Annotated in this window: 19 protein-coding genes and 2 pseudogenes; 20 read left to right on the top strand and 1 reads right to left on the bottom strand. The window is 43.2% G+C overall.

Annotated features, from left to right (window positions below):
* Positions 1–211: 211 nt before the first annotated feature.
* The 7 genes and pseudogenes from QGT46_RS11315 to QGT46_RS11285 all read left to right on the top strand — a co-directional run.
* A pseudogene (locus QGT46_RS11315) lies at positions 212–663 on the top strand (hypothetical protein); the annotation flags it as partial.
* 73 nt (positions 664–736) lie between these two features.
* Positions 737–1,594, top strand: coding sequence for an alpha/beta fold hydrolase (locus tag QGT46_RS11310; protein ID WP_024728514.1), 858 nt, complete (start codon positions 737–739; stop codon positions 1,592–1,594).
* A gap of 78 nt (positions 1,595–1,672) precedes the next feature.
* Positions 1,673–2,254: a TetR/AcrR family transcriptional regulator gene (locus tag QGT46_RS11305; protein WP_148459578.1), complete on the top strand. Its 582-nt coding sequence runs from the start codon at positions 1,673–1,675 to the stop codon at positions 2,252–2,254.
* Between the two features lie 103 nt (positions 2,255–2,357).
* Complete coding sequence (locus QGT46_RS11300) at positions 2,358–3,203, top strand: ABC transporter ATP-binding protein (RefSeq protein ID WP_024728512.1); 846 nt, start codon at positions 2,358–2,360, stop codon at positions 3,201–3,203.
* Positions 3,200–3,883 carry a hypothetical protein gene (locus tag QGT46_RS11295; protein ID WP_024728511.1) on the top strand — a complete coding sequence of 228 codons (684 nt, stop codon included), beginning with the start codon at positions 3,200–3,202 and terminating at the stop codon, positions 3,881–3,883. Before QGT46_RS11300 ends, QGT46_RS11295 begins: the two co-directional genes overlap by 4 nt.
* Positions 3,880–4,578, top strand: coding sequence for an ABC transporter permease (locus QGT46_RS11290; protein WP_148459579.1), 699 nt, complete (start codon positions 3,880–3,882; stop codon positions 4,576–4,578). The genes QGT46_RS11295 and QGT46_RS11290 overlap by 4 nt, the downstream gene beginning before the upstream one ends.
* 12 nt (positions 4,579–4,590) lie before the next feature.
* Complete coding sequence (locus tag QGT46_RS11285) at positions 4,591–4,722, top strand: hypothetical protein (protein WP_002585357.1); 132 nt, start codon at positions 4,591–4,593, stop codon at positions 4,720–4,722.
* Between the two features lie 198 nt (positions 4,723–4,920).
* Here QGT46_RS11285 and QGT46_RS11280 read toward each other — a convergent pair whose 3' ends face one another.
* Positions 4,921–5,229, bottom strand: a complete 309-nt coding sequence (locus tag QGT46_RS11280) for an MGMT family protein (protein WP_301590889.1) — start codon at positions 5,227–5,229, stop codon at positions 4,921–4,923.
* Positions 5,230–5,484: 255 nt separating this feature from the next.
* On the opposite strand from QGT46_RS11280, the gene QGT46_RS11275 reads away from it, so the two are divergent.
* From QGT46_RS11275 to QGT46_RS11220, 13 genes and pseudogenes are all read left to right on the top strand, one after another.
* A complete protein-coding gene (locus QGT46_RS11275; RefSeq protein WP_148459587.1) occupies positions 5,485–6,243 on the top strand; it encodes an alpha/beta fold hydrolase in 759 nt (252 codons plus the stop codon).
* Positions 6,244–6,255: 12 nt separating this feature from the next.
* Complete coding sequence (locus QGT46_RS11270; protein WP_148459588.1) at positions 6,256–6,669, top strand: DUF3795 domain-containing protein; 414 nt, start codon at positions 6,256–6,258, stop codon at positions 6,667–6,669.
* Between the two features lie 131 nt (positions 6,670–6,800).
* Positions 6,801–7,217 (top strand): annotated as a pseudogene (locus QGT46_RS11265) (glycerate kinase); the annotation flags it as partial.
* Positions 7,218–7,246: 29 nt separating this feature from the next.
* Entirely contained in the window at positions 7,247–7,495 is a 249-nt protein-coding gene (locus QGT46_RS11260; protein ID WP_301590886.1) for a methyltransferase domain-containing protein, read from the top strand.
* A complete protein-coding gene (locus QGT46_RS11255) occupies positions 7,477–8,079 on the top strand; it encodes a pentapeptide repeat-containing protein (RefSeq protein WP_301590885.1) in 603 nt (200 codons plus the stop codon). Before QGT46_RS11260 ends, QGT46_RS11255 begins: the two co-directional genes overlap by 19 nt.
* Positions 8,080–8,224: 145 nt before the next feature.
* Entirely contained in the window at positions 8,225–8,665 is a 441-nt protein-coding gene (locus QGT46_RS11250) for a response regulator (protein WP_330655826.1), read from the top strand.
* Positions 8,666–8,683: 18 nt separating this feature from the next.
* A complete protein-coding gene (locus QGT46_RS11245; protein ID WP_148459590.1) occupies positions 8,684–9,520 on the top strand; it encodes a pyridoxamine kinase in 837 nt (278 codons plus the stop codon).
* On the top strand, positions 9,501–9,767 hold the full coding sequence (locus QGT46_RS11240; RefSeq protein ID WP_301590883.1) for a TIGR04076 family protein: 267 nt from the start codon (positions 9,501–9,503) through the stop codon (positions 9,765–9,767). Before QGT46_RS11245 ends, QGT46_RS11240 begins: the two co-directional genes overlap by 20 nt.
* Before the next feature lie 170 nt (positions 9,768–9,937).
* Positions 9,938–10,285 carry a pyridoxamine 5'-phosphate oxidase family protein gene (locus tag QGT46_RS11235; protein ID WP_330655823.1) on the top strand — a complete coding sequence of 116 codons (348 nt, stop codon included), beginning with the start codon at positions 9,938–9,940 and terminating at the stop codon, positions 10,283–10,285.
* A complete protein-coding gene (locus QGT46_RS17000; RefSeq protein ID WP_270433074.1) occupies positions 10,282–10,446 on the top strand; it encodes a 4Fe-4S binding protein in 165 nt (54 codons plus the stop codon). Before QGT46_RS11235 ends, QGT46_RS17000 begins: the two co-directional genes overlap by 4 nt.
* 3 nt (positions 10,447–10,449) lie before the next feature.
* The gene (locus QGT46_RS11230; protein WP_301590881.1) at positions 10,450–11,988 is read left to right on the top strand and encodes a glycine betaine ABC transporter substrate-binding protein; all 1,539 of its coding nucleotides are present in this window, start codon (positions 10,450–10,452) and stop codon (positions 11,986–11,988) included.
* A 10-nt stretch (positions 11,989–11,998) separates the two neighbouring features.
* Positions 11,999–12,808, top strand: a complete 810-nt coding sequence (locus tag QGT46_RS11225; RefSeq protein ID WP_148459593.1) for an ABC transporter ATP-binding protein — start codon at positions 11,999–12,001, stop codon at positions 12,806–12,808.
* 185 nt (positions 12,809–12,993) lie between these two features.
* Positions 12,994–13,368: a helix-turn-helix domain-containing protein gene (locus QGT46_RS11220; RefSeq protein ID WP_301590879.1), complete on the top strand. Its 375-nt coding sequence runs from the start codon at positions 12,994–12,996 to the stop codon at positions 13,366–13,368.
* Positions 13,369–13,417 lie beyond the last annotated feature (49 nt).

The raw sequence follows: 13,417 nt of genomic DNA, 5'->3' as shown, positions 1-13,417 counted from the left end.
AATCTCAAAAGAAAAGCTGAAACAGGCAGGGCTTGTGAGTTGCTACGATTATTACATGGAACGTCATGCTTTGAAGTTATGTTGAACCGCCGTATGCCGAACGGCATGTACGGTGGTGTGAGAGGGGAGATTTAATCTCCCCTACTCGATTGTAGGGCGTTCAGAAATGAGCGTCTATTTTTTTACCCAAATGAAAGGAGAACTAAAAATTATGAAAAAGATATTGAAACGATTATGTACGGGCTTCTTAGCTCTTGCAACTGTCGTTACCACTTTGCCGAGTACACCCGTTCATGCGTCGGAAAAGCAATACTGGACGGAGTCTGCCGAGCGTGTTGATATCGTAGAGCGTGTCAATAATGACGGCTCTATTACTGAAACCTTTAACGAGGGATACATGAAAGTCGAGGACGCTTATTGTATCGACATCAACAGGCTTTCAAAAACGGTTATAAAATACGTTCTAATGCAAGCGACCGCATGAGTGCTGACCAGATTGCCGACGTTGCGTTATCCATTGAATATGTAAAACAGTATGCAAAAAACCACACAGGGCTTAGTAGCAAGCACGCCTACCTTTTAAGACAGTTAGTTGTCTGGCAGAGATTAAGTGTTCATTTAGGCTGGAATTGTGATAATGTGCGAGCTTCTTATGATGAAATGCTGTTGACTTCCTGCTTGCAATAAGATATAATATGACTATAAAATCAAATCAGTCATAATGGAGGTATGAGGTATGTATAAAGAAGTTAGCATATCTTCAAATAATGTTCCGATAACCCTTTCTATCTGGTATACAGAAAGAGGCAGTCCTACCATTGTTTTTTTGCCGGGTACTATGTCGCACCCTCTCATGTATGAGAATTTTCTATGTGGATTGGGTGCAAGAGGATTTAATATAATAGGTGTTCATTATCTTTCACACGGGAAAAGCCCTAAAATCAAACAAAATTATACAATGGAAGATTTGCTGTATAATGTATATGACGCAACAACTTACGGAATAGAAAATTTCGGAGCTAACATAGCCGTCATGGGTTCCAGTCAAGGCGGGATTTTAGCAGCAATGGCGGCGGGTAGGGATACAAGATTAAAAGCCGTTTTTCCACATAATATCATGCTGACTACACTAAAAGAAACTATGAGCTTAACAAAGTATCCTGCATGGACACACCGTTTTATGGGGCTGATACAGTGGGGCTTTCGTGTGGGCGGAAAGTTGTTGCCTAACTACAAGGTTCCGGGAGACGCTTATTTAGACTATGACAAAGTATTTTATAGCGAACAGGCAAAACAAGATTGCTTAAACGACCCTATGCTTTTACCATATTATCCTTTAAGATTTGTCGCCAGTTTATTTAATGCTGACTTATCGTGCTTGGAGAACGGCTCAATACAATGTCCAGTTATTTTAATTACAGCCAAAGGCGACCCGCTTTTTAGCTTTGATTATACCAACAAAGTATTTGATTTAATCCATGCGCCGCAAAAGGAATTACTTACTTTAGAACTTAATCGTCACATGATTTTTAATGAGGATACGGACACGACGATAAACGCATTGGAACCTACATTGCATAAATATCTAGGATAGCATATTGATAATATGAGCAGCAAATGCTATACTTTTCATGATGATACTAATGATTTAGTCATAAGGAGGTTATGAGAATTGCCACGATTTACAGAACAAGAGAAAGAGATCATTAGCAGTAAACTTTTGATAGAAGGAGAAAAGCTGTTTGCATTACACGGTTTGAAAAAAGTAACGGTTGATGATTTAGTAGCCGCTGTAAACATATCAAAGGGGTCTTTCTATTCTTTTTATCCCAGTAAAGAACACCTATATGTTGAAATCAATTTTCGCTTACAAAAAGAGTTATTTACAAGTATAGAAACAACCATTAAAAAGAAAAAGTATAAGAACCATAGAGATTTAGCAAAGGACGTTATTATGCTAAGTTTAACGGGGGTGATTACTTCGCCTATTCTTTCACAGATTGATTTATCTTTAATGGACTATCTGCAAAGAAAAATATCGTCAGATATTTTTGAAAATCATATGTACAGTGATATTCGTATATTGGAGATACTGGAAGATTTAGGGGTTGTATTTTTGGTTCCGCATACAGTTATCATAAAATCCCTGTATTCTGTTTTATCCTGTTTGGAACAATTCAAAGAGGACGAAGAACTGAATATGATACAAAATCTTTTAGTGAATGGTATTATTCAGCAAGTAGTAGCAGAGTAACAATTTTGTTTGGTTATTTGACAGGCAGGTAGCCAAACAAATTTTTTACAGTTTATATGACTATATATCTGTAAACGTCATAAAGTTAAAGGAGGAAAGAATAATGATTGATGTAAAAAAACTGTATTTTAGCTATACTGACAAACCGTTTGTTGAGAATGTAAGTTTCCATGTTGGGAGAGGAGAAATTTTCGGCTTTTTAGGACCCTCTGGAGCCGGAAAGTCAACCATACAAAAAGTATTGACTGGGCTTAACACAAAATATAAAGGCAGTGTAAAAGTTTCAGGTATTGAAATAAAGGAACGCACAAATCGGTTTTATGAAAATATTGGAGTAGACTTTGAATTTTCAACCTGCTATGAGAAATTCACAGCACGACAAAATCTCGCCTATTTTGCTTCTCTATATGAAAAGCAACCTCGGTCTATTGATGAATTATTGCATATGGTAGGCTTGGAAAATGACGGGGACAAAAAAGTTGCTGACTTTTCCAAAGGTATGCGTTCTCGCTTGAATTTCATTAAAGCGTTAGTCCATGACCCTGATATATTATTCCTTGATGAACCTACAAGCGGTCTTGACCCTACAAATAATCGTTTAATGAAAGACATTATTCTTGCGGAAAAGAAACGCGGAAAAACGATTATCATTACTACTCACAATATGTTTGACGCAACAGAGCTATGTGACCAAGTAGCCTTTATCGTTGCCGGAAAAGTCAGTGCATTGGATAGCCCGCATAATTTGATTATGTCAAGGGGAGCTGCCAAAATACAATATACCTACTATGATAAAGGCGAGAAAACCGGAGAATGTCTGCTTGATAGAACCACAGAAGATAAGTTGTTAAAAAGTTTAATTTCCGAAAACCGTTTGCTTTCTATTCATAGTAGTGAGCCTACATTAAATGATATTTTTGTTGATATTACAGGGAGGACACTTCAATGAGATTGGGACGTTTAATTTGTAGTGATATACATTTCCAATGGAAATATGGTTTCTATTTTATCTACTTTATATTAACAGTTTTATATGTGTGTGGGATTGCCTCTTTGCCGGGACATTGGAAAACGGATATTGCTTCTATCATGATATACTCTGACCCGGCAGCAATGGGATTGTTTTTTATGGGAGCGATTGTCCTTTTGGAAAAAAGTCAAAAGGTATTAAATGCTATTGTAGTGTCTCCCGTAAAAATGTCCGAATATATACTTTCAAAAACAGTTGCGTTGATTGCCATATCTACGGTAATTGCAATGATATTAGGATTAGTTTCCGGTAGCAATCAGTTACTTAGTATCGCAGTTGGAACAGCCTTGACATCAGCAATCTTTACTATGCTTGGAATTATTGCGGCTACAAAAATTTCAAACTTGAACCAATTTCTCATTGTGATTATGCCGATAGAAATTGTTTGCTTTGTTCCACCTATCGTTGGTCTGTTTGTAAAGTTACCAGATATATTCCGCTTTTTTCCGTTCACAGCTTGCATGAACCTTATAACTGGAAAAAGCATTTTACTATCGTTTGATATGGTACTTGTAATTGCTACGTTGATTATCCTCTACATAGTTGCGCGACATACAGTTAAGCATATGTGGAAAAGTTTAGGAGGTGTAAAGCTATGAAAAGGATATTATCCAGTACCATACAGGTATTTAGACAAATCAAGAGCGACCCTATGATGTTTGCAGCTTGTTTTACGCCTTTTGTCATGGGAGCTTTGATTAAATTCGGTATTCCCTTTCTTGAAAGAATAACAGATTTTTCTTTGCAAGCATACTATCCGATTTTTGATTTACTACTTTCTATCATGGCTCCTGTATTACTCTGCTTTGCATTTGCAATGATTACATTAGAGGAAATCGATGATAAAGTGTCACGGTACTTTTCGATTACCCCTCTTGGTAAGTCGGGGTATCTCTTTACAAGGTTGGGAGTGCCCGCGGTTATCTCGGCTGTCATTACTTTTATCGTACTTTTGTTTTTCTCATTGGAAAAACTATCTGTTGGAATGACGATTGGTTTAGCGTTTCTCGGCTCCATACAGGCAATTATTGTTTCTTTAATGATTATAACATTATCAACTAACAAATTAGAGGGCATGGCTGTAACAAAACTTTCCGCGCTTACACTGTTAGGCATTCCAGCTCCTTTTTTCATAAAAGGAATGGTTCAATATGTCGTTGGTTTTCTGCCCTCTTTTTGGGTAGGGAAAGCAATGCAGAGCAATGGTTATATAAATCTGCTGATTGCCTTACTGGTTGCTTCTGTATGGTTTTATGTTTTGGCAAGCAAGTTATTAAAAAAATTAGCTGGTTAGGGGGTGATACATATGGCTTGGTATTGGTGGCTGATACTAATTGGTGTTTTGATTGCGGTTGGGCTTCTCAAAATCGTAATTATGAAGAAGTATAATCAAAAGAAAAATTCTAACAATCGTCCGAAAGATTACGAGGACGATTAAGACAAACTTTTTATCAAAAAAAGCCCGCCCCCGCCACGGGATATTCCGGCTTTATAGAAGAATACACACATCATTATAATGCTGTTTATATTTCACTTGCGCCCGATTGCGTTTTGCGGTCGGGCGAATTTTGCATTTTCTCAAAAGTTTTTTAAGAAATTATATATTATAACAGATGTCTGATTTGAAAGACTTCGACTATTCATTCCACTGACAAACTTTCAAATCCACATGGACTTCATCTTTAAACACAGCCCCTTCTTCCTGCAAAAGCTGTCTCTGTTGATGCCAGCCCGGGACCAGTCTTCCGGCGTGATTGACCACACGGTGGCAGGGATAACTGCCGTAGTACTCTGCCATGCCAAGGACCCTGCCCACAAGTCTTGCGTTTTTTTCTTTGCCGATCAGACGGGCAATCTGGCCGTAAGTCGCAACCTTCCCCAGGGGAATTTCTTCCACTACAGAGAGGATTTCATAAATTAAACGCTCATCTAAAATCTTTTTCATATGTGCAACCTCAAAAATGTATTACAGATCATATTAATCAAATCATGCTTCAAGAAAGAAGAAATGTCAAGATGAAGGATGACAAAAAATTGAATGGAATCTGTACAGTTCTATGTTATACTGAACATATACATAGAATGGAGGTTGAGATTATGGGAATTTGGATGATGAAGCACTGACAGCAGGGCGTTGGTGTTTCCATAGCCTTGCTGATCGATAAGAGGCGTAAACAAAGAAACGGTCAGGAGGCAAAGGATGTCATATTTTAATTATCAGTCAAAAAAGATTTATTACAAAGAAACAGGAAGCGGAAAACCCGTAGTGTTATTGCACGGGAACACAGCATCTTCCAGGATGTTTGAATTTATACTGCCTTTATATGAAGATAAGTTTCATGTAATTCTTATTGATTTTTTGGGCCATGGGAAATCAGACAGGCTGGAAGCATTTCCGGCGGAACTCTGGATGGAAGAGGCAAGACAGACTATAGCTCTGCTTGAGCATCTGGATCTTGGAAAGGTAAACCTTGTGGGAACCAGCGGCGGTGCATGGGCGGCAGTCAATGCAGCCTTGGAACGCCCCGATCTGGTGGACAAGGTAGTGGCGGACAGTTTTGACGGACGTACTCTGGCAGACGACTTTGCAGAGAATCTGCTTAAGGAGCGGGCAGATGCCAAGAAGGACGAAATGGGGACAGCATTTTACGAGTGGTGCCAGGGGGAAGACTGGGAACGCATCGTGGATATGGATACAAGTGCGATGGTACAGTGTGCCAAAGAGAAGCTGCCCTTATTTACAAAGCCGCTGAGCGCGCTAAATAATCCTCTCCTGCTGATGGGCAGCAAGGGAGATGACATGTGCAGATCAGATTTTCAGGATGAATATCGTGCAATAACCAAAGAAACCAATGCAGAAGTATGTATTTTCCCGGAAGGGGTACATCCCGCAATTCTCTCCTGTGCCGAGAAGGCGGCAGAGGTTATTGCCGGATTCCTGGAAGGAAAAGAAACATAAGGAGGCTGGAAGATGAGAATGCCGGAGAAGATTGAAGCAGACATGTTTGCACCCTGTGGGATGAACTGCATGGTTTGTTACAAACATTGTTATCATAAAAAACCTTGTGCCGGATGTCTGAACAGTGACCGGGGAAAACCGGAACACTGCCGGAAATGCAGGATCAAAGACTGTACCGCCGGAAAAAATATCACCTATTGTTATGAGTGTGCTGATTTTCCATGTAAGCAGATAAAATCATTGGAAAAAAGCTATAACTCCCGGTATCATGCAAGCCTGCTTGAAAACAGCAATGATGTGAAAGAGCATGGCATGGAAGTCTTGTTAGAAAAGCATCGGAGAAAATACAAATGCCCGAACTGCGGCGGTATTATTTCCCTGCATGATGCAGAATGCAGCGAATGTCAACATAAGATACGCACATAACGCAAACGGGGGAAGGTGAAAGCACTTGTGGAAAAAAAGATGAGCTGCTGCGGCACCGTATGTATTGAATGAGAATATTATCCGGCCGACTGCAGGGGGTGTCATGAGATCAAAGGCAGGGTGTTCTGGGTTATGGTATGATTGAAAAAAGCGGCACAGCTGTTATTGAAATGTCTGGTGCAGCCGGTATAACGCTGATTTCTGAAAAAGACAGAAATCCGATGTACACAACAACTTATGGAGTTGGAGAAGTCATCCGGGATGCTGTGCAGAAAGGCTGCCGAAAATTTATCATTGGAATTGGCAGAAGTGCAACCAATGACGGCGGGATTGGGATGCTTCAGGCTTTGGGATACGGATTCCTGAATGCCGGGGGTAAGCAGGTTCCTTTTGGAGCCAGAGGACTCGCTGAGCTTGAGAGGATTACGGACACCTGCGTGCTTCCGGAATTAAGTGAATGTAAGTTTGAGATGGCATATGACGTGACCAATCCTCTGTGCGGGTATCATGGATGCAGTGCGGTCTACGGGCCCCAGAAGGGGGCTGAATCTGTGACAGGCATTGATATTTCAGCAAAATGTTAGAGACTGCAGGAGAAAGGAACAGCCATGAAAAGATCCGGTACCGAAGATATGCCATGGAAGATCTGGACTTTCCAAAGGAATCTTTTGATGTGGTCATCAGCTCACTTGCATTCCATTACGTGAAGGATTTTGAAGCGTTGGCAGAAAAGATCAGCCAATGGATTGCGCCGTCCTATGATGCTGATCGTGGCGGCGGAAAAGGATTGACAAAAGGAGGTGCGGAATGCTGGAAGACGATGTGATAAAGGCGGCGGCCGAGGAAGAGCCGCTGATACAAAAAAAATATGAAGGTGAGATACTGTGTCTGGAAATGCCTGTAAAGGTAGAATTTAATCATGTTTGTTTCAAAAAATGCAGGTTTGTATCATGTGATTTCAGCGGTTCTATGTTCTACAATGTAAAATTCCTGAACTGTGATTTCTCTAACTGCAGATTTCAATCCTGCTATTTAAAAGAAACGGAAATATGGGGATGCAAAGGTGACGGAGGAGACTTCAGTCAGAGCACGTTCCGCACAACAATGGTTGAAGAAGGATGTTATCACTATGCCAACTATGAAGGCACGCTCTGGGACGGCTGCAGACTTAAAGGAGTTGATTTCAGTGAAGCGTTTTTTGCGGAAGTAAAGTTTAAAAAAATCCGGTTTGAAAAAGTGAACCTTTCCCGAGTCGATTTTTTTAAGACGCAGCTGGAAGGCATCGACTTATCGGACAGCAACATCGAGGGAATCATGATATCCGATACTTTTCGGGAACTGCGCGGGCTGAAGATCGGCCCGATGCAGGCTATGGATCTGGTGCGTTTCTTAGGAGTGAAAATCATCTGAGTTTTGTTATAAGCAAATGGGCACAGAGAATAAACCGTGTTATGCTAAATAATGCCAGGCAGAAAGCCGGAAGGGTCAGGGAAGCCGCTTTATCGTCACTCTGAATTTGAAGATCGCCGATTCGGATCAGGTTACGGAGCACAGGATGGCGGGATTTAAAATACAAGGTGTGCCAGGGGCTGATTCCCGGTGTTCGGACAGACTCAGGGGCAAACGGCTTCTGCTGGTAGAAGATAATGAACTTAATATGGAGATTGCGGAGACGATACTCACTGAAGTGGGATTCGTGGTTGAAAATGCAGAGAACGGAAAGGAGGCTCTCGACAAGTTCCTGGCGTCTGAGCCGGGACATTATCAGGCAGTCCTTATGGATCTGCAGATGCCGGTCATGGACGGATACACCGCTGCAAAAGAGATCCGGAGCAGCACACATCCCCAGGCTCTTACGGTTCCGGTGATCACTCTGACAGCCAATGCCTTTGCAGAGGACATGGCTAAAGCACTGGCAGCAGGCATGAATGATCATGTCTCAAAACCGATTGACTACAAGCGCCTCATAAGAATTTTGGAAAAAAATATAGAGTAGAGAAAGATGAGGAATGACATGAAAGACCAAATACTGTTGATCAATGATCTGGCCGGTTACGGCAAAGTGGCACTGTCTGCCATGCTGCCGGTCATGACCCATGCGGGACTTAATTTATATAACCTGCCCACTGCACTCGTCTCAAACACTCTCGACTATGGAAAGTTTGAGATATTAGAGACCACAGAGTATATGAGGAAGACGATGAAAGTCTGGGAGGAGCTGGGATTTTCTTTTGACGCTGTCTGCACGGGGTTTATCGCATCTGAAGAGCAGGTAAAACTGATCTCAGACTATCTGAGAGATCAGAAAGAGAATGGAACATGGATTTTTGTAGATCCCATTATGGGAGATGAAGGGAAGCTTTACAACGGAATTGAAGGAAAAACCGTAGGTTATATGAGAGATCTGTGCTCCCTGGCCGATGTGATCGTGCCGAACCTGACGGAAGCAAGCTTTTTAGCGGACATGTATCAGGGAAAGGAAGTCATCACAGAAGGAGAGAGCAGAGAGCTTCTCAAAAAACTCAGAAAGCTTGGTGCAAAATCTATCGTCATCACGAGTGTAAAGACGGAGGCCGGAGATTTTGTTTTGATCTATGACCATCAGACGGATACGGTGTCTGAGCTTCCATTTGAACAGATTCCGGTGCGTTTTCCGGGAACCGGAGATATTTTCTCGGCTGTTCTGGCAAGTCAGGTACTGAACGGAACACAGCTTGACAAAGCGGCCGAGCGGGCCATGACCGCCGTCAGAGAGCTGATCCTGCTCAACAGAGAGACAGCCGATAAGTTTAAGGGAATACCGATCGAGAAAAATCTGGAGGTGCTGAATTTTGAGACGTCCGAAGATTAAACTTACACTGATCGAAAGAAAAGGGGATCACGGTTGTCACCGGGGACATAAGGCCGGAGACAGTTTTGATTTTGATACGGAGAGGGGACAGCTTTGTCCGATGGCTATGCATGTGGCGTTTCCGTACGTTGATATTTTAAGATATGGCGGAACCATTCCGGGTCAGCCGGAGGGAACGGCGGTGTTCTGTTGTCCGGACGCGGATACGATTAATGTCTTTAAAGCTGAAATCATCAGTGAAGAATAGTGAGGAGCGGTTAATCAGAGTTAGCCGCTCCTTTCCGAATTTTACGGTATCCGAAAGATACCAGATTTCCTGGCGGTAACCATCCTACTTTTTTGTGCGTACTTTACGTTTGGAGAACGGGGAATTATCATGAAATTAGAATCTAAGCATTCACAAAGGAGGATAAAGGGATGACAGCAGAAGCGTGTATTAAATTATTAAGAGAGATCAAAGATGCGGCGTTTGCAACGGTAGATGAAGAAGGACATCCCCAGGTGCGCATTATCGATGTCATGATCGCAGAGGGAGAAAAGCTGTATTTTTGTACGGAAAGAGGGAAAGACTTTTACCGACAGCTGATAGCAAATGAATATACGACTATCACAGGGATGAACAAAGAATTTCAGATGGTGAGGCTTTCCGGCCCGGTGAAAAAGCTTTCGGATCAAAAGATGTGGATTGACCGCGTTTTTGAGGAGAACCCGATGATGAACGATGTGTATCCTGGGGAAAGCCGTTATATCTCGGAGGTTTTTTGATCACAGAAGCATGTATCGGCTGCGGGACGTGCAGGGACGTATGTCCCCAGAAATGCATTAGTGAAGGAATGCCGTATATAATACAGCGGGAACACTGCCTGCACTGCGGACTTTGTGGGGAACAGTGCCCCGCAGACGCAATTCAAAGGAAGGATGGATAGTCTATGCTGCATCAAATGTGGACCGTATTAACACAGCGGAGCGGATTTTTCATGAGTTTGGCTTTAGAGCATCTTGAAATTTCTCTGATTGCTATTTTTATTGCTATTATATTTGGAGGCATCGTCGGTATCCTGATCAGTGAGTATCAGAGGTATGCAAAACCGGCGCTTGGACTGATTAACTTTCTCTATACTATTCCGTCGATCTCCATGCTGGGATTCCTGATCCCGTTTTCCGGAATCGGAAATGCTACTGCGGTGATCGCACTGACGGTGTACGCTCTGCTCCCGATGGTGAGAAATACTCATACGGGAATGATCAACATTGACGAAGGAATCCTTGAGGCTGCCAAAGGGATGGGCAGTACCAGGGCGCAGATTTTATTTAAGATCAAACTTCCCCTTGCGATGCCGGTCATCATGTCCGGAATAAGAAATATGGTCACCATGACCATTGCTCTTGCCGGTATTGCATCGTTTATCGGGGCAGGAGGACTGGGCGTTGCCATCTACCGGGGCATTACGACCAACAATTCGGCAATGACCATGGCGGGAAGCCTTTTGATCGCCCTCCTGGCATTGGTCATGGATTTCGTTCTTGGATTTGCAGAACAAAGGATGAGAGCAAGGGGCAGGCGAGCCAAAAAGGTAAACAGGAATTTATTGCTCCTTACGCTTTTGGCAGCGGCAGTCCTTGCAGCCGGAACCTTTTTCGGGCAGGCAAAGAAGGACACCATTCACATCGCGACCAAACCGATGACGGAACAGTATGTCCTGGGGGAGATGCTGTGCCTTCTCATTGAGCAGGATACGGGGCTCAACGCAGAACTGACCCAGGGAGTAGGCGGCGGAACCTCCAACATCCAGCCGGCCATGGAAAAAGGGGAGTTCGACATTTATCCGGAGTACACGGGAACCGGATGGAATATGGTACTGAAAAAGAGCAGCCTTTATACAGAGGATATGTTCGGACAGCTGAAAGCCGGCTATGAAGACAAATGCGGGATGCAGTGGCTTGGAATGTACGGATTTAACAATACCTACGGATTGGCTGTGCGCCGGGAGATTGCCGAGAAATATAACCTCAGGACTTATTCGGATTTAAAGAGGGCGGCGGGACAGCTGACTTTTGGGGCCGAGTATGATTTCTTCGAGCGGGATGACGGCTACGACGCTCTGTGCAAGACCTACGGGCTGAATTTTAAAAATACTATGGACATGGATATCGGCCTGAAATATAAAGCTATCGGACAAAAGAAGATTGATGTGATGAACATTTTCACGACCGACGGCCAGCTGAGCGTTTCTGATGTGACCATTCTGAAAGACGACAAGAATTTCTATCCTTCTTACTCCTGCGGAAATGTAGTGAGGGATGAGGTACTAAAAGAACATCCGGAACTGAAAGCTGTCCTCCAAAAGCTTGACGGAATCCTTTCTGACAATGTGATGGCAAAGATCAATTATGAGGTGGAGACGAAGGAGAAAGAACCTAAGGAAGCGGCTATGGATTTTCTTAAAAGCAAAGGGCTGATGGAGTGAGGAGGACCAAATGAGTACGGCGATTGAATTTAAGCAGATTAAAAAAATATTCGGTGAAAAGACAGTCATAGAAGGTTTTGACCTGACGGTTGAGCGGGGTGAATTTGTGACGGTTATAGGGTCCTCCGGCTGCGGAAAGACGACGGTGCTGAAAATGGTAAACGGCCTGGTAATCCCCGACGGCGGCAGTATCTTTGTGGAAGGCAGAGATATTTCAGAGATGGATTTAATCAGCCTGAGAAGAAATATCGGCTATGCCATCCAGGGAAGCGTTTTGTTTCCCCATATGACGGTGGAAGAAAATATCTCCTATGTTCCTGACCTACTCAACAAAAAGGATAAGGAACGGACAATAAAAGCGGTGGAGAAGTGGATGGGCATCGTGGGCCTTGAGGAGGATATGAAAGAAAGATATCCTTCAGAGCTTTCCGGGGGACAGCAGCAGAGAGTCGGAATTGCAAGGGCTTTGGCTGCTTCGCCGGACATTCTTTTGATGGACGAGCCGTTCGGAGCCGTGGATGAGATCACGAGGGGACAGCTCCAGGCAGAACTTAGACAGATCTATAAGAAAACCGGAATTACGGTCATGTTTGTGACTCATGACATCTCGGAAGCGCTGAAGCTTGGAACAAAAGTGCTGGTCATGGACAAGGGAAAGATCGAGCAGTATGCCGCGCCTGAGGAACTTCTGAAGGCCCCGTCCACGGAGTTTGTAAGCAGGCTGGTGGAAAAGGAGCGGAGAGTGTGTACGCTTCCCGATGAGCAGCTGGCCGACTGCGGGCACAGCGGGGCGGCAGGACGTATTCTTTCGGACCAATGAAATTCTAAAAAGAGAGCATTTCACGGCAAGCGTAGAATTTGAGAATCCGTTAGAATTGTTTTATATCACAAAGAATTAGGAGGAAGAATATGTAGGCTTGGGAAGCAATATAAAAAACGCTGGATTATATTGAGGAACACTTTGGGAAGGAGATCGCGGTAGAGCTCCTGGCAGATGAGGCACATTTGTCTAAATATTATTATCAGAGACTGTTTTGCCGGCTGGTCCGCAAGAATGTATATGAATATCTGAAATTAAGGTGTCTTGCGAAGACAGCGGAAAAGCTCAGGGATCGGAGCCGCACGATCTTCGATGTGGCTTTTGAGTGCGAATTTACAAGCCACACATGGAAAATTCTGAATGCGGGAACAAATATCATGTACTATTCTATTGGAGCCCACCCGGGATTTCCGGCAGCGGCAGTCTGGACCATGCCTTCCTCCATTGATTCAGCAAAATATCTGCGTATCGAACCCTGGTGCGGCATTAATGATTTCGTGGGGCAGGGAGTACAGGATATCAGTCATAAATATCTCATTCAGCCGCTGGATAATAAATGACGGTATTGTAAGTTGAAATTCTTCCTGAAGTGAAATATAATAAACAAAA

Source organism: Anaerostipes faecis, from assembly GCF_910574135.1.
Lineage (GTDB): Bacteria > Bacillota > Clostridia > Lachnospirales > Lachnospiraceae > Anaerostipes > Anaerostipes hominis.
The sequence above is the reverse complement of the archived record's forward strand: the minus strand, read 5'-3'. Positions and strand labels throughout refer to the sequence as shown.